Annotated in this window: 15 protein-coding genes; 3 read left to right on the top strand and 12 right to left on the bottom strand. The window is 64.8% G+C overall.

The window, feature by feature from the left end; genetic code table 11:
- The coding region (locus ABZO33_RS24160) for an alpha/beta fold hydrolase (protein WP_414538090.1) at positions 1-1,239 on the top strand (1,239 nt) is incomplete at its 5' end.
- Positions 1,240-1,293: 54 nt separating this feature from the next.
- Here ABZO33_RS24160 and ABZO33_RS24155 read toward each other — a convergent pair.
- Entirely contained in the window at positions 1,294-1,527 is a 234-nt protein-coding gene (locus ABZO33_RS24155; protein WP_028689390.1) for a hypothetical protein, read from the bottom strand.
- Between the two features lie 414 nt (positions 1,528-1,941).
- A complete protein-coding gene (locus tag ABZO33_RS24150; RefSeq protein WP_414538089.1) occupies positions 1,942-2,694 on the bottom strand; it encodes an RHS repeat-associated core domain-containing protein in 753 nt (250 codons plus the stop codon).
- 290 nt (positions 2,695-2,984) lie between these two features.
- Here ABZO33_RS24150 and ABZO33_RS24145 point away from each other — a divergent pair, with 290 nt between their 5' ends.
- Entirely contained in the window at positions 2,985-5,174 is a 2,190-nt protein-coding gene (locus tag ABZO33_RS24145; RefSeq protein ID WP_414538088.1) for an ATP-binding protein, read from the top strand.
- 35 nt (positions 5,175-5,209) lie between these two features.
- Here the strand turns inward: ABZO33_RS24145 and ABZO33_RS24140 are convergent, their stop codons facing one another.
- The 10 genes from ABZO33_RS24140 to ABZO33_RS24095 all read right to left on the bottom strand — a co-directional run bounded on the left by ABZO33_RS24140 (position 5,210) and on the right by ABZO33_RS24095 (position 14,808).
- A complete protein-coding gene (locus tag ABZO33_RS24140; RefSeq protein WP_414538087.1) occupies positions 5,210-7,390 on the bottom strand; it encodes an ATP-binding protein in 2,181 nt (726 codons plus the stop codon).
- Positions 7,391-7,474: 84 nt separating this feature from the next.
- Complete coding sequence (locus tag ABZO33_RS24135; RefSeq protein ID WP_094011892.1) at positions 7,475-8,038, bottom strand: NUDIX hydrolase; 564 nt, start codon at positions 8,036-8,038, stop codon at positions 7,475-7,477.
- 2 nt (positions 8,039-8,040) lie between these two features.
- Positions 8,041-8,793, bottom strand: a complete 753-nt coding sequence (locus ABZO33_RS24130) for a GntR family transcriptional regulator (RefSeq protein WP_401110276.1) — start codon at positions 8,791-8,793, stop codon at positions 8,041-8,043.
- An 89-nt stretch (positions 8,794-8,882) separates the two neighbouring features.
- A complete protein-coding gene (locus ABZO33_RS24125; RefSeq protein WP_414538086.1) occupies positions 8,883-9,272 on the bottom strand; it encodes a carboxymuconolactone decarboxylase family protein in 390 nt (129 codons plus the stop codon).
- A 163-nt stretch (positions 9,273-9,435) separates the two neighbouring features.
- The gene (locus ABZO33_RS24120; protein WP_038706316.1) at positions 9,436-9,921 is read right to left on the bottom strand and encodes a flavin reductase family protein; all 486 of its coding nucleotides are present in this window, start codon (positions 9,919-9,921) and stop codon (positions 9,436-9,438) included.
- 12 nt (positions 9,922-9,933) lie between these two features.
- Entirely contained in the window at positions 9,934-11,415 is a 1,482-nt protein-coding gene (locus tag ABZO33_RS24115) for an aldehyde dehydrogenase (RefSeq protein ID WP_046855237.1), read from the bottom strand.
- On the bottom strand, positions 11,412-12,245 hold the full coding sequence (locus tag ABZO33_RS24110) for an alpha/beta fold hydrolase (RefSeq protein WP_414538085.1): 834 nt from the start codon (positions 12,243-12,245) through the stop codon (positions 11,412-11,414). Before ABZO33_RS24110 ends, ABZO33_RS24115 begins: the two co-directional genes overlap by 4 nt.
- Before the next feature lie 68 nt (positions 12,246-12,313).
- Positions 12,314-12,910: an amino acid synthesis family protein gene (locus ABZO33_RS24105; protein WP_003256068.1), complete on the bottom strand. Its 597-nt coding sequence runs from the start codon at positions 12,908-12,910 to the stop codon at positions 12,314-12,316.
- A 294-nt stretch (positions 12,911-13,204) separates the two neighbouring features.
- Entirely contained in the window at positions 13,205-14,248 is a 1,044-nt protein-coding gene (locus ABZO33_RS24100) for an LLM class flavin-dependent oxidoreductase (protein WP_046855240.1), read from the bottom strand.
- Positions 14,249-14,322: 74 nt separating this feature from the next.
- Entirely contained in the window at positions 14,323-14,808 is a 486-nt protein-coding gene (locus ABZO33_RS24095; RefSeq protein ID WP_414538084.1) for a flavin reductase family protein, read from the bottom strand.
- Positions 14,809-15,124: 316 nt separating this feature from the next.
- Here ABZO33_RS24095 and ABZO33_RS24090 point away from each other — a divergent pair, with 316 nt between their 5' ends.
- Positions 15,125-16,528, top strand: coding sequence for a purine-cytosine permease family protein (locus ABZO33_RS24090; RefSeq protein ID WP_414538083.1), 1,404 nt, complete (start codon positions 15,125-15,127; stop codon positions 16,526-16,528).
- The last annotated feature ends 66 nt before the right edge of the window (positions 16,529-16,594 follow it).

Raw genomic sequence — 16,594 nt, 5'->3', positions numbered from 1 at the left:
CCGGACTACATGGTCCCAACGCACTTCCTGGTGCTGGAACAGTGGCCACTGACGGCCAACGGCAAGCTGGACCGCAAGGCCCTGCCCAAGCCGGATGCCAGCCAGCTGCAACAGGGCTACGTGGCCCCGCGCACGGCGCTGGAACAGCAATTGGCGGCGATCTGGAGCGAGGTGCTGAAGGTCGAGCAGGTGGGCCTGCATGACAACTTCTTCGAGCTCGGCGGCCACTCGCTGCTGGTGATCACCCTGGTGAACAAGGTGCGCGAAGCCTTCGCCGTCAACATCAGCCTGCATGAGTTCATGCTGATGGCCAGCTTCGAGGAACTGGCCAACTTTATCGGCGGCGGCAAGGATCGCCTGAAATCGCCGGTGATCAACCTCAACGGTTGCCAGCGCCAGCGCCCGGCGCTGTTCTGCCTGCCGCCGGGTGGCGGCGGTGCCTACGCCTACTACCCGCTGGCCAGCCGCCTGGCCGACGAGCGTCCGGTGTATGGCCTGGTCAACCGCTGCTATGCCGAGCCGGGTTGGGTGGATGAGTCCTGGGCGGCGATGGTCGGCTATTACGTCGAGCAGATCCGCCGTACCCAGGCCAGCGGCCCGTACCATCTGCTGGGTTGGTCCATGGGGGGCGCCCTGGCGCTGGAGGTGGCCCATGCCCTGGAGCAGGCCGGCCAGGAGGTCGGTTTCGTTGGCCTGGTCGACACCCAGCTGCCGCAGGAGGTATCCGGTCTCGACGCCGAGCCCGTCGAGGTGGTGCAGGTGGCGCGGGCGGACGAGAGCCTGCTGCGTGGCCTGCTGGCCTTTGCGCCGGGCGTTGGCGAAGCGCGGATCGCGGGCTTCATCGACGAGGCCGAGCGCCTGCCGGCCGAGGTCGACAGGACCGAGTGGGTCATCGAGCACGTGGCCGCCGCGGGTAATGTCAGCGCCGAACGCCTGCGCAGCATCCACGAGGATGTGCACTTGCAGCGGGAGATCGTCGATGGCTTCGCCGTGCTCGACCGCAACGCCGAACTGAGCCAGGCATTCCGCCTGCGCCCGCTGGCGGTTCAGGTGGACTGCTGGTGGGCCAGTGAAAGCCGCAGCGCCGAGCGGGTACGCCTGGGCGAGGCGGGGCTGCTGGCCCAGGCATCGGTCAACGGGCTGGCCAGTTCGACGGTGATCGCCGATGGGCATGAGGGTGTGATCAACGCCGTCGCGTTCACCGACGGGCTGTTGCAGCGGCTTGCCGACAAGGCGTAAGGGCTGCTATCGCAGTGAGCCGGGACCGTAATGTGGTCCCGGCATTGCTGCCCATCAAACCGTGCGCAAGCGCGCCTTCTCCACCTGTTGCATCTCCACCCCATCGAGCAACGCCTCGACCACCGCCTTGGCCGCATCCAGCCCATGATCGTTGCCCAGCAACAGGTCATGGCAGGTGCCGGTCGCCAGTTCCATCGCCTTGAGGTTGGTGGCGAACGCGCCCTTGAGCAGGGTGGACAGGTGCACCAGCGCGTCTTCGAAGTCCACGCCTTCGCGCACGGCGAACAGGGAAGGGTGGCTGCATTCGCAGTTGCCGAAGCTGGAGTGCGCCGTGGTGGCGCGGGACGGAGGATCGGGTAAGCCTTTTGTCATTGTGTCGCTCCTTGATTCAATGGAGCCGCCACTCGACGTGACCAAACGAATGGGTGGCGACTGTACGCGGGTTGGTCAACCGGGAATCAAGGAAACCGGCGCGCACGGAGGCGCCCCACGCACAGCCGCCATAGAACGAGACAACGGACACAAAAAAAGCGCCAGTTGAATCGCAATGCGGCGCTAGTGCGCCTTGATGTTCGCGGGTGACCAAACCCGGCTGCTGGACTTACAGCAACGCGCAAAGGTTACCGGCGGGCGTCGAGCGATTCAAGGATCAAGATGTAAGCGATTGAAGCAAACGGGGAATGGGGCAGCTGTTGGCACGTTTCAAGAGGCTCTCAGGCTGTCCAACTCGTTGCGAAAATGGTCGATGAGAGCTTTGCGTCCTCGTACGTAGCCTTCCAAATGGAGCTCATATTGGCCCAGATTTTGATGCGATGGCTGTCTGATCAGCTGCTGGGCAGCCTTCACAAGTCTTTTGCCTTCATCTGCTATTTCTGTGATCAAGTCCTTGCTGCTGGTCAGGATTCCTAGGTCGAAGCTGGGCGTGATCGACAGGGTGTGAGGTGGTTTGATAGTGGCATCAGGCAATTGAAGAGCGAGGTTCAGTGCATTGGCAGCGGTGATTTCCTCTATCACTCCTCTGTAACGGGGGTTGGTCTTTATAAGGCGCAGCATCCCATCGTGGGGTGTGTCGTTCACAAGCGCTTTGATTTTTGCGGAGGAGTAAAATTCCAGGTTGATTCTGTGTGGGCCGCGACTGCGCCCATGAGGATCGATGTAGTTAACGGGGTCTCCCTCACAATACGCATAGGCATTGATGCCACCCGTAGCGAAGGGGCTCAAACTGTCCGCTGAGTAAAATCTCATCAGCACCGAGCTGTATCCACGATGCCCGTTGCCTAACAGATAAAGCGCTGTCCACCGATCCCGAATCACGCCATTGAATCCCAATTGTGAACGCGTCGTGTCGCGAACCGGGGCGTATCCAAAGACCGAATAGGCAAACTCATTGCTTGCCTGCCGCAGCACCGAGCGTGCGAGGTCACTCGCGAACAAAGCGGTCGAGGATTTGCTCATGGGTGCCCGGACTGTTCAGACGTGATCGCTCCACCTTAACGTGCGCCCTTGGTCAGTGGAACTGACAAAAATGCCAGGCAAGGCGGTTACAAAGAGGGCTTGCGATACTCGAGCCCTCCAACCTGTCGGCCTTCGCCTCGAACACCCTGGGTATGGTGCTGTCTGCCCTGGCCGTGCGCATGCTGGCCGAAGGACGCCGTTGATCGCCCGCAGCGATCCGATGGAACGTTTTGCCACCGGGCGATTTCTTACCCTCAGAGGAAAGACAACGTGCCCGGGATTACCGCGACATGAAAGCCCGCCAGGAGAGCAAGTCGGTCAACCTGCAACCATTGCCGGGCTTCATGCGCGGCGGTGGCGAAGTCAGCTGCCTGTTGCAGGCGATGGACTGGCAGCGCTCGCCCCTGGGGCCGCCGGACAACTGGACGCCCGCGTTGAAGGGGGTGGTGGCCATGCTCCTGAGCGCCCAGGCGCAGATCGTGCTGTTCTGGGGGGCGCAGTACACTGCGCTGTACAACGACGCCTACTGGCCGACCATCGGTGACAAGCACCCCGGGGCGCTGGGGCAGCCAGGCCAGGCGCACTGGAGCGAGCTGTGGGACGACCTGGAACCTTTGTTGCGCGGGGTGCGCGAGACCGGCGTGAGCTTTTCCGCCAAGGACCGGCCGTTCTACATCGAACGCCACGGCCCGGGTGAAACGGCGTACTTCGACGTCTCCTATTCCGCCGTGCGCGAGGCCGATGGCGCGGTAGGCGGTGTGCTGTGCATCGTCACCGAGACGTCCGAACGCGTGCACTTCCAGCAGCGTCAGGCGTTTCTCCAGGAGCTGCGCCAGGCCTTGCCCAGCTTGGGCCAGGCCGAACGCATCGAAGCTCATGCGGTAAGGCGTCTGGCCAAGGAACTGGGTGCGGCGCGGGTCTGTTTTGGTGAAGACCTGGGTGATGGACGGTATCGGGTCGGGCAGGAATGGGCCGCGCAGGTACCGTCGATCACCGGCCTCAACCAGTACGCCGCCTTGGACCCGGCACTGCGCGAGGCGTTGCTCGCCGGCCAGGTGGTACAGCGCAACTATGCGGAGAACACCAAGGCACCGGCTGGCTTCAACGGCCTGTGCGCCACGCTGCATGCCCCGGTGCTGCGCGCCGAGCGGCTGGAGGCGATGCTTGCGGTACATTTCCACACGCCCCATGCGTGGACCAGCAGCGAATGCCTGCTGGTCGAGGAGGTCGCCAGCCAAGTGTGGGCGGCGATCACCCATGCCCGTTCCGAGCGCGCCTTGCATGTACTCAACGAAAACCTCGAGGAGCGGGTGGCGAACATGCTCACCCAACGCGAGGCTTCGCTGGTGCAACTGCACGAGGCGCGCAAGATGGAGATGATCGGCCAGCTCACCGGCGGCATCGCCCATGACCTCAACAACATGCTCACGCCGATCATCGCCTCCCTGGAACTGCTGCGCCGCCACCCCTCGCCGGAGCGCGCCGAACGCTTGATCGACGGCGGCCTGCAAGGGGCGGAGCGGGCGCGCAACCTGGTCGGCCGGTTGCTCAGCTTCGCCCGGCGCCAGACCCTCAAGCCCGTCAGTGTGTCGCTGGCGGTGCTGGTCGAGGACATGCACGAACTGATGGCGCGCTCACTGGGGCCGACCATTGTGCTGAAGGTCAATATCGACAGGGCACTGCCGGGGGTCCTGGTGGACCCTCACCAGTTGGAGTTGGCCCTGCTGAATCTGGTAGTCAACGCCCGTGACGCAATGGGCGAAGGTGGCGAGCTGACCATCCGCGCTGGCGCGGAGGACGTCGGCATGTCCAGACCGCCGGGGTTGCAGAGCGGGCACCAGCTATGGCTGCAGGTCAGCGATACCGGGTGTGGCATGAGTGAAGAGGTGCTGGCGCATTGCGTCGAACCGTTCTACTCGACCAAAGGGGTGGGCCGGGGCACGGGGCTGGGTCTGCCGATGGTGCAGGGGCTGGCACTGCAGTCCGGCGGTGCTTTCGGTATTCATTCCCGGCCGGGCCAGGGGACCGAGGCGACCTTGTGGCTGCCGGCCAGTGACAGCAGCGTGGCGGCGAGCATGACCGAGACCGTCGAGGCGTCGCATGCTCAACGGCCGACCCGGGTGCTGCTGGTGGATGACGAACCCCTGGTGCGGCAGGCTACGCTGATGCAGTTGCAGGCTCTGGGGTACGAGGTGACGGAGGCTGACGGGCCTGCCCAGGCCCTGGCGCTGCTGGAAAAGGGCCTGGTACCCGACGTGCTGCTGACCGACCATGTCATGGCCGAGATGACCGGCGTGCGCTTTGCCCAGCAGGTGCGCGAGCAGCTGGCTGAGTTGCCGGTGCTGATCATCACCGGCTACACCAACCTTGCACCCCGTGAACTGCATGGCTTCGGGGTATTGCGCAAACCGTTTCGCCAGGATGAACTGGGGCGCAGCCTGGCGCGGTTGCTGGTGGCGCGGGGTGATTCAACCGGGTAGCGGCGGTTGTGCCAATCTCCGTGGCAACGCGCCGCTCACTGCCTCCCCAGCACGTCCCCCAGCATCCGGCACACCTGCTCGGCCGAATAGGGCTTGGCCAGGAAGGCGAAGCCTTGATGGCCACCTTCGGCAATCGCTTCGCTGTAGCCGGAGGTGAGAATCACCGGCAGCTGCGGTTGGCTGAGCCGCAGCTCCCTGGCCAGGGCCAGGCCGCCCATGCCCGGCATCACCACATCGGAGAACACTGCGTCGAACCCGCCTTGCACCGCAGCGATCTGCGTCAGGGCATCCTCGGCCGAGATCGCCCAACTGATCCGGTAGCCATGGTCGCGCAGGATCTGCGCGGTGAAACTGCCGACATCCGGGTTGTCCTCGACCACCAGGATATGCCGGCGCCCGCCATTGGGCGCGAGCGCCGGCAAGGCGGTGCTTTCCTCGACCGCAGCCGGGGCCACCTGGGGCAGGTACAAGGTGAAGGTCGTGCCCTGACCTTCGCTGCTGCTGACCCGGACATCACCCCCCGACTGCTTGACGAAGCCGAACACCTGCGACAACCCGAGCCCGGTGCCCTGGCCAGCGGGCTTGGTGGTGAAGAATGGGTCGAAGATGCGTTCCAGCAGGTGCGGGGCAATACCCACGCCACTGTCGATCACCGAGATGGCGGCGAATGGCCCGGCCTGGGGCGCCTGGCCGCGCGGCGTCGGCAGGTGTTGGTCGGCCTCCAGGCGCAGGCGCAGGGTGCCCACGCCGGCCATGGCATCGCGGCCGTTGATCATCAGGTTGATCACCGCGGTTTCCAGTTGGCCGAGGTCGGCGTGCACGTTACAGGGCGTGTCGGGCAGTTCCAGGCTCACCTGGATACGCGCGCCGGTGGCGGTATCGAGCATTTCGGCCATCGCCTCGAGCCTGAGGCCGGCATCGAACACCTGTGGGCTGAGCGCCTGGCGGCGGGCGAAGGCGAGTAGTTGCCCAGTCAGCTTGGCGCCGCGGTCGACGGTGTCGGAGACGGTCTTGAAATAGCGGCTGCGCCGGCTTTCGTCGAGGTCCGGCCGCTGCAGGAAATGGATGGAGGAGCGGATGATGGTCAGCAGGTTGTTGAAGTCGTGGGCCACGCCCCCGGTCAACTGGCCGATGGCCTCGAGCTTCTGGGTCTGGCGCAGGACCGCTTCGGTGTGCAGCAACTGGCAGGTACGTTCTTCGACGCGCTGCTCGAGGGTGGCGTTGAGCGCTTCCAGCGCCGTCATCGCCTCGCGCACCTCGGCGTTGGCCTGGACCCGCTGGATATGCGCCCAGCAGCGTTCGGTCACTTCGCCAAGCAGGGTCTGTTCGTAGTGGGTCCAGGCCCTGGGCCGCTTGTCGTGGATGGCCATCAGCGCTGTCAGGCGGCCCTCCTTGATCAACGGCATGCAGATGGTCGCGGTAATGCCGATGGCCTGAAAGGTCGCCGACTCGCGGGCCGGCAACTGGCTGAGGTTGTCATCGATCACCAGCGCCTGGCCTGCGCGCAGGCGGCTGACGGCCAGTTCGCCGAAGGCCGCCAGGCGGTACTGGCCGACCAGCCGTGGCGAGCCCGGTGCAACCCAGTCGCCACAGATGGTGAAACCGTCCTCGTCGGGCGCCATCACGGCATAGGCGCAACTGGACAATTGCAGATGCTCGCCCAGCAGACGGGTGGTGGTGGCCATGATCCGTTCGGGATCGGTGGCGTGGGCGGTGGCCCGGCCGAGGCTGTCGAGGAAGTTCAGACGGCGGTTGGCGACCACGCTCGCGGTGGTCTCGGTGACCGTGTCGAGCATGCCTACCACGTTGCCGTCATGGTCGCGCACGGGGCTGTAGCAGAAGGTGAAATAGGCGCGCTCCGGGGAGCCGTGGCGCTCGATCGTCAGCGGGAAGTCTTCGATGTACACCGCCTCGCCGTCGAGGGCGCGCCGGGCCATGCGGGCGATATCGTTCCAGGCTTCCTGCCACACTTCGCTGAAGGGCCGGCCCAGGGCGGTGGGCTTGCTGCCGAGTATCTCGCTGAAGGCGTCGTTGTGCAAAGTGATCAGCGCATCGCCCCAGAGCACGGCCTGAGGGAAGCGCGAGGCCAGGCACAGGGCGACGCTGGTCTTGAGTACGTCGGGCCAGCTATCCAGCGGGCCGAGGGGCGTGGATGCCCAGTCGTGGTTGCGGATGCGCGCGGCCATCAGCCCGCCGCCGTCTAGCCATTTCGCCATGAACGTTTGCCGGTCCTTTTGCGTGAGTCCATCAGGGTGCACCGAGACGCGACGCTTGGCGAGGGATTTGTATGCGCTGTCGCCTCAGCGGATGAAATGCACCTTGCCGGTATCGTCGTTGCCCATGTAGATGCCGTATACCCCGGCCTGGCGCTCGAGGATGTAGCGTTCGAGGATCTGCCGGATCGCCGGGTAATAGATCTCGTCCCAGGGGATCTGGTCCGGCTCGAAGAAGCGGTAGTCCAGGGTCTCGGGCCCGTACTGGCCGGTCTCCTCGGTGACCACGGCGCGGAAGATGATGTACACCTCGCTGATCTGCGGCACGCTGAAGATCGAGTAGGGCGAGACGATATCGGCGCGCACGCCGCTCTCTTCCCAAACTTCGCGCAGCGCCGCCTGCTCGGTGGTCTCGCCGGCCTCCATGAAACCGGCCGGCAAGGTCCAGGTGCCGGGGCGCGGCGGGATGGCGCGCTGGCACAGCAGATACTTGCCGTCACGCTCGATGATGCAGCCGGCGATGATCTTCGGGTTGATGTAGTGGATATAGCCGCAACCGGCGCAGTGAAGTCGTTCGTGGGTGTCGCCGTTGGGGACGCCCCGGGCCAGTTCCGTGGTGCAGTGCGGGCAGTAGCGCGGGGCGGTGGGCATGGTCAGTGGCCTATGCGAGGGTCCTTGAGGGGCAGGGGGGCGACGATATCGCGAACCTTGGCGTTGTCGTCCTGCTTCTGGCGCAGGTAGTCGAGGGCGACCTTGGCGGCGGCGCGCACATGGTCGACAGAGGCCTGATGGGCGGCCTGGGGGTCGCCACCCTTGATCGCCTCGACGATCTTTTCCATCTCGCGGTTGCTCGCGCCCCGGCGGTTCTCCTGCGACACCGAGGTGGCGCGCAGGTAGCTGATGCGCGCCTGCAGCTGGCGCAGCTGCTGGGCGGCGACCTGGTTGCCCGAGCCTTCGAGCAGCACGTCGTAGAAGCCTTGCACCGAGTCGAGCACCTGTTGCAGCTCGCCGTCTTCCAGGGCCTCGCGGTTGACCTCCAGGGCGCGCTCCAGGGCGCGGATGTCCTTGGCCTTGGCGTTGAGGGTGAACAGTTGCACGATCAGGCCTTCGAGCACGCAGCGCAGCTCGTAGATGTCGCGGGCGTCTTCCAGGGTGATGATCGCCACCCGAGGACCCTTGGCGTCGGCGAACTCCACCAGGCCTTCGGACTCCAGGTGGCGCAGGGCCTCGCGCACCGAGGTGCGGCTGACGCCCAGGCGCTCGCAGAGGTCGCGTTCGACCAGGCGGTCACCCGGCAGCAGGTGGAAGTTCATGATCGCGCCGCGCAGTTTGTCGAGCACGATTTCACGCAGGGTGACGGGGTTGCGGTTGACCTTGAAGCTGTCGTCGAGGGGCTGGCGTTTCATCAGGGGCGCTCTTCTATGCGGCTGTTGCGCCAACATCGCGGAATGCCTTGAACCGGGGCATTCCTTGCAGTGGTTCACACAGCCCGCTGTTAACGGGTGGATTGCGCATCGGCTTCGGCGAACGCCTCGCGGGCCAGGCGGAAACTGTCCACCGCCGCGGGCACGCCGCAGTAAATGCCGACTTGAAGCAGGATCTCGCGAATCTGTTCGCGGCTCAGGCCATTACGCAGCGCGCCGCGGATGTGCAGCTTGAGCTCGTGGGGCCGGTTGAGCGCGGAAATCATCGCCAAGTTTATCATGCTGCGCTCTTTGAGCGACAAGCCTTCGCGGCCCCAGACGTGGCCCCAGCAGTATTCGGTGACCAGCTCCTGAAGGGGCTGGGTGAAGGCGTCGGCGTTCTCGATCGAGCGCTTGACGTAGTCCTCGCCGAGCACCTGGGTGCGGATGGCGAGGCCTTTTTCATATTTGTCGTTGCTCATGGGCCGGGTTCCTGCGTCAGGCGAATAAAATCGGGGGCCGCAACCGAAGGTGGGTGGGTATGCGCGGCCCCCGGAAACTTGAGGGGCAGCATCGCGAGGCAAGCCCGCTCTCGCGTGGTCATCAGTGACCTGCGTGGGAGCGGGCTTGCCCCGCGATGGTGTTTCAGCCCAGCGGCGGCAGCGCGCCGAGCTTGCCCTTGTGATAGACCATCGGGGTGACCGGCTGCTCGGGCAGCACCAGGTTCTTCACCTGGCCGACGATGATCGCGTGGTCGCCGCCATCGTATTCGCGCCACAATTCGCACTCGATGATCGCCGTGGCCTTGGTGAGCAGCGGGTTGCCCAGTTCGCTCAACTGCCAGTCGATGCCCTTGGCCTTGTCCTTGCCTTTGCCGGCGAAGGCATAGGCCTCGGCGGTCTGGTCGGCGGACAGCAGGTGAATGGCGAACTGCTTGCTGTCACGCAGGATCGGGTAGGTGTCGGAGGCGTAGTTGGGGCAGAACAGCACCAGCGCCGGCTCTATCGACAGCGCGCTGAACGCGCTGGCGGTGATGCCGACGATGCCGCCATCGGCGTCCAGGGTGGTGACCACGGTGACGCCGGACGGGAAGGAGCCCATCACGTCTTTGTAGATGCCGGGTTCGATCATGGTGGGGTTCTCCTAGCGCATCACGAAGGGGTCGGGCATGGGCGCGGTGGACAGGTTGATCCACACCGTCTTCAGTTCGGTGTAGGCCAGCACCGAGTCGATGCCGCTCTCGCGGCCGTAACCGCTGTTCTTGAAGCCGCCGATGGGGGCCATGGCCGATACGGCGCGGTAGGTGTTGACCCAGATGATCCCCGAGCGCACGTCACGGGCCAGGCGGTGGGCGCGGCCCAGGTCGCGGGTCCAGATACCGGCGGCCAGGCCGAACTGCGAGTCGTTGGCCATCGCCAGGGCCTGTTCCTCGGTCTTGAAGCGGATCACCGCGGCGACCGGGCCGAACACTTCTTCCTGCATGATGGTCATCGAGTTGCTGTCGCACTCGAACAGGGTCGGCTCGTAGAACCAGCCGTCACCTTCGACCTCGGCACGCTTGCCACCCATGCGCAAGGTAGCGCCCTCGGCCTTGGCCGCGGCCACCAGGCCTTCGATCACCGCCAGTTGCTGGGCGGTGGCGATCGGGCCCATCTCGCTGCTGTCGTCCTGCGGGTTGCCGATGCGAATGCTTTTGGCGCGGGCGATCAGGCGTTCGACGAACTCGTCGAAGATCTCGTCCTGCACCAGCAGGCGCGAACCCGCCACGCAGCTCTGCCCGGAGGCGGCGTAGATGCCGGCCACGGCGCCGTTGATGGCGCTGTCCAGGTCGGCGTCGGCGAAGATGATGTTCGGCGACTTGCCGCCCAGCTCCAGCGACAGCTTGGCGAAGTTCTCGGCGCTGCTGCGCACCACATGGCGGGCGGTGGCGGCACCGCCGGTGAAGGCGATCTTGCGCACTAGCGGGTGGCGGGTGAGCGCCGCACCGGTGCTTGGGCCGTAGCCTGTGACCACGTTGACCACGCCAGCCGGGAAGCCGGCTTCCAGGGCCAGGCGGGCCAGCTCGAGCAGGGTCGCCGAGGCGTGCTCCGAGGGTTTGAGCACGATGGTGTTGCCGGCGGCCAGGGCCGGGGCCAGCTTGATCGCGGTGAGGTACAGCGGGCTGTTCCACGGGATGATCCCGGCCACCACGCCGATCGGCTCGTGCACGGTGTAGGCGAACAGGTCGGGCTTGTCCAGCGGCAGGGTGCCGCCTTCGAGCTTGTCGGCCAGGCCCGCGGTGTAGTGGAAGAACTCCGGCAGGTAGCCGACCTGGCCGCGGGTTTCGCGGATCAGCTTGCCGTTGTCGCGGCTTTCCAGCTGGGCCAGGTGTTCCTTGTTTTCGGCAATCAGGTCGCCGAGGCGGCGCAGCAGCTTGCCCCGGGCGGTGGCGGTGAGGCCGCGCCAGGCCTTGCCTTCGAAGGCGCGCTGGGCGGCCTGCACGGCGAGCTCGACATCGGCTTCGCCGGCGTCGGGCAGTTGCGCCCAGGCCTTGGCGGTGGCCGGGTCGAGGCTGTCGAAGGTCTTGCCGCTCTGGGCATCGCGCCATTGGCCGTCGATGCACATCTGGAAACGAACGAGGGTCATGCGACTATCCCCTTGGCGGATTCGGTGAGGGTGCGGGCCTGCCTGAGGAAGTCCAGCAGCATCTTGTTGACTTCGCGCGGTGCTTCCACCGGCATCATATGCCGTTGCTCGGCCAGGACCACGCTCTGCGCGCCGGGAATCCGCGCGGCGAGCTGGCGGGTCATGGCCGGGGTGGAACCGCTGTCGAGCTCGCCGGTGGCGATCAGCGTCGGTACCTGGATGCTTCCCAGGTCGGCTTCGCGGTACATGTCCTGGGTGGCGAACAGCGAGTAGGTGGTGTGGTAGCCCTGCGGGTCGTTGCTCGCCAGGATCTGGCGGATGGCGGCGACCTGGGCCGGGTTGGCGGCCTTGTACTCGCGGCTGAACCAGCGCTCGAGGGCGGCATCGACGTTGGCGTCGGGGCCTTGTTCGAAGGCTTGCGCGGCGCGTGCGATCACCCCGGCGCTCTGCTCGGGGGTACGGTTGAACACGCTGTTGAGTACCACCAGCGCGGCCAGGCGTTGCGGGTAGTTGAGCGCGAAGGCGCGGGCTACCAGGCCGCCCATGGAAAAACCGATCACGCAGGCCTGGGCGACCTGCAGGTGGTCGAGCAGTTCGGCGAGCTGCTCGGCATAGCCCTCCAGCGGCGTATCGGCGCTGGGCACGCGGCTCTGGCCATGGCCGAGCATGTCGTAGGCGATGACGCGGTAGTCGTTGGCGAGGCCGACGATCTGCCCGCCCCACATTTCCTTGTTCAAGCCCACGCCGTGGATCAGTACCACGGGCTGGCCCTGGCCCAGGTCCAGGTAACTGGTCCCGGCCGGTGTACGTTCAGCGACAGGCTGAATCATGGAGGGCGCTCCTTGAAGGTCGGGCGCGGCGGGTATGCACGCCACGCCCAGGCCCGTCTTGGTTGTTGTTATTGAGCGTTGGCCTTTTCGGCAGCCAGTTCTTCCAGGTCGATGTAGCGGTTGCCGATGCGTGGGTGCAGACGGCCACCGTCGGCGGCGCCCAGCACCACGACGATCTCGTCGGCGCGTGGAGCATCTTCGATCTGCATTTCCAGGGTGATGTAGTGCGAGCGCAGGCCTTCGTCGTCCTTCTGCATCATCGGGATCTGGATCGAGGTGCCGGGGCCGCCGCGCTTGTTGGTGAAGCTCAGGTAGCTCTTGGCCTGCACGGCTTCGCGGTAGTGGTTGCCGAAGCGCAGGGTGTGGATCACCGCCGAGGCGTGCTCGATCTCGCCGTCGGCGCCGACCACGGCGGCCTTGCCGTAGGCCTCGATCTTGTCGGCACCGCCGATGGCGGCGGTCAGGCGCTCGACCATCAGCGCACCCAGCTCCGAGCAGTTGGCGCGGATCTCCGGCTTGAGGTCTTCGACGAAGCCGCGACCGGCCCATGGGTTCTTGATCACCACGGCCAGGCCGACCATGGTCACCGGCTTGTCGGTGGCCTTGCCGCCTTCGATGCGGGTCTCTTCGGAGTAGGTGACGATCTTGCGGATTTCGAAACTCATGGAGGGCTCCTGGTGAGGGTTATCAACTGTTGTTGTCTGATGGTATACCATAATATTTGATGTGCAAGAGCCGATGGAAAATTTGTTCTTCCTAGGGGGACGAAAGGCCGGTTGATACCTTGATTGCTGTGCTGTCCGTACTGGACTCATCGCGGGGCAAGCCCGCTCCCACGATGCATTCATGTCTGGCGTGGGAGCGGGCTTGCCCCGCGATGAGTAAAAAAGCCCGCCCACGCCGGCCACTGGGGCCAACGCGAGCGGGCTGGTTCCCGCAATCAATCAGGCAAAGGGAATTCAGGCGAAGGCCGGCACCACTTCCTTGATGAACAGCTCCAGCGACTTGCGTTTCTCGGCATGCGGCAGGCTGTTGTCGCACCAGAAGCTGAACTCGTCGACGCCGAGCTCCTGGTAGTACTTGATGCGCGCAATGATTTCTTCAGGGGTGCCGATCATGGTGTTCTTACGGATATTCTCCAGCGCGAAGGCTGGCACCTCGGCGAACTTCGATTCCGGGCTTGGCTCGAGGAAGCCGTTGACCGGCACGGTCTTGTTGCCGAACCAGGCATCGAAAGTGCGGTAGAAGCGTGAAATTGCCTGGGCGCCGACCTTCCAGCCGTCCGGCTCGGCCGGGCTGTGCACGTGGGTGTGGCGCAGCACCATCAGTTGTGGGCGCGGCACGTCCGGGTTGTTGTCCAGCGCGGCCTGGAACTTGTTCTTCAGGTCCAGCACCTCTTCGTCGCCCTTCATCAGCGGGGTGACCATGACGTTGCAGCCGTTGGCCACGGCGAAGTTGTGCGAGTCCGGGTCGCGGGCGGCGATCCACATCGGCGGCATGCCCTGCTGTACCGGCTTGGGCACGCTGGTGGAGGTGGGGAAGTTGTAGATCTCGCCTTCATGGGCGTAGTCACCCTGCCACAGCTGGCGCACCGCCGGGACCATCTCGCGCAGGGCCTTGCCGCCATCGGTGGCCGGCATGCCGCCGGCCATGCGGTCGAACTCGAACTGGTAGGCGCCACGGGCCAGGCCCACTTCCATGCGGCCATTGCTGATGACGTCGAGCAAGGCGCATTCGCCGGCCACGCGGATCGGGTTCCAGAAGGGCGCGATGATGGTGCCGGCGCCCAGGCGAATTTTCTCGGTGCGTGCGGCCAGGTAGGCCAGCAGCGGCATCGGGCTTGGCGAGATGGTGTACTCCATGGCGTGGTGTTCGCCGATCCACACGGTGCTGAAACCGCCGTCTTCGGCCATCAGGGTCAGTTCGGTGAGGTCTTCGAACAGCTGGCGGTGGCTGACCTGCTCATCCCAACGTTCCATGTGCACGAACAGCGAAAATTTCATGGGGCTTTTCCTCGGAGCTTTGTTGTTGTCGCCCGCCGGGGCAGGCGCTCTAAGTGGAATCGGTGGTCAGCGTCTCAGGCGAAGGCCGGCAGGCTGGCCATCTTGCCGCGGCAATAGACCATCGGGCGGGGCGCCTCCTGCGGGACGATCAGGTTGTGTACCTTGCCGACCATGATGGCGTGGTCACCGCCTTCGTATTCACGCCACAGTTCGCATTCGATCACGGCGGTGGCGCCGGCCAGGATCGGGTTGCCCAGGTCGCTCAGGGTCCACTCGATGCCGACGGCCTTGTCCTTGCCTTTCTTCGCGAACGCATATGCCTCGGCCTGCTGTTCACCGGAGAGCAGGTGAATGGCGAAGCGCTTGTTCTTCATCAATACAGGGTAGGAGTCGGAACTGTAGTTGGGGCAGAACAGCACCAGCGGCGGGTCCATCGACAGGGAGGAGAAAGCACTGGCGGTGAGGCCGACGATCGAGCCGTCGTCGTCCAGGGTGGTGATGACGGTCACGCCGGAGGGGAAGGAACCCAGAACGTGCTTGTAGACGGTTGCGTCGATCATCTCGTGTACCTCTGAAAAGGCTGCGGTGGTCCGCGGTTTTTATCGTTGATGTGTCTGATGGTATACCGTAATACCTATATTGCAAGCGGAATTTTCCGTGCGCTGGAGTTCGCGATAAACGGTGCAAGCCCCGTAATCACTGGCCTTGGTGTAAACATTTGTGCTGCGTGACGGTGCATGGGGCGGATCAGGTGCGCTGAAAATAAGCAGTGCAGTGTTGTCAAACTGTTGGAATACCATAATATGGTCTTCAGCTGAGAGGCCGCCCCGAGCGGTTTCCATACAACGATAAAAACGACCTTTCGAGCTGAATCCTATGTCCCAACCGTCGTCGCAACACCATCTCGTCGAGCAACACACGGTCGATTACGTGCCACCGTCCGAGCGCCATGGGAAGGCGCGCGACCTTTTCACCCTGTGGTTCGGCACCAACATTGCGCCGTTGCCGATCGTCACCGGTGCCATGGTGGTCCAGGTGTTTCACCTGAACTTGCTGTGGGGGCTGCTGGCCATCGTACTGGGGCACCTGCTGGGCGGGGTGGTGATCGCCCTGGCCTCGGCGCAGGGGCCGCAGCTGGGCATTCCGCAAATGGTGCAGAGCCGCGGCCAGTTCGGGCGCTATGGCGCGCTGCTGATTGTGTTCTTCACCGCGTTGATCTACGTCGGTTTCTTCATTTCCAACATCGTCCTGGCCGGCAAGTCGATCCACGGCATCGCCCCCGGCGTGCCGATGCCCGGCGCCATCGTCATCGGCGCCCTGAGCGCCACCGCCATCGGGGTGATCGGCTACCGCTTCATCCATACACTGAACCGCGTCGGCACCTGGGTGATGGGCTCGGCGCTGCTGGCCGGTTTCATCATGATGTTCACCCAGGAGCTGCCGGGCGACTTCTTCAGCCGCGGCGCGTTCAATCTGTCCGGCTTCGTCGCCACGGTGTCGCTGGGCATCATCTGGCAGATCAGCTTCTCGCCCTATACCTCGGACTACTCGCGCTATCTACCCCGTGAAGTCGGCATCGCCAAGCCGTTCTGGGCCACCTACCTCGGGGCCACGCTGGGCACCATCCTGTGCTTCAGTTTCGGTGCGGTGGCGGTGTTGTGCGTGCCGGAAGGCACCGATGCCATGGTGGCGGTCAAGCAGGCCACCGGTTGGCTGGGCCCGGTGCTGATGGTGCTGTTCCTGCTCAACATCATCAGCCACAACGCCCTCAACCTCTACGGCGCGGTGCTGTCGATCGTCACTGCGATCCAGACCTTTGCCGCCCAGTGGACGCCGAGCATCAGGCTGCGGGTGGTGCTGGCCGGGGTGATCCTGGTGGGCTGCGGCCTGGTGGCATTGAATGCCTCGGCGGACTTCATCGGCCAGTTCATCGGGCTGATCCTGGCGCTGTTGCTGGTGCTGGTGCCGTGGGCGTCGATCAACCTGGTGGACTTCTACCTGATCAAGCGCGGCGAGTATGACATCGCCTCGATCTTCCGCGCTGATGGCGGCATCTACGGGCGTTTCAACCACCACGCGATCATCGCCTACGCCTGCGGCATCCTGGTGCAGCTGCCGTTCGCCAATACGTCGCTGTATGTCGGGCCGTACTCGAACATCGTCGAGGGGGCCGACCTGTCGTGGCTGTTCGGGCTGTTGGTGACGGTGCCGCTGTATTACTGCCTGGCGACCCGGGCTCAGCCGGAAAAGGCGCAGCGGGTGGTCGACGTCAAATCCTGAAACTCGCGCCAACCTCATCACGGAGCATGCCCGATCCTGCACAACCCTTGCAGGAGCAAGCGTGCC

It is taken from the genome of Pseudomonas sp. CAM1A (genome assembly GCF_047501685.1).
Classification (GTDB): Bacteria; Pseudomonadota; Gammaproteobacteria; order Pseudomonadales; family Pseudomonadaceae; genus Aquipseudomonas.
This window is presented reverse-complemented; position numbering and strand designations above follow the sequence as displayed.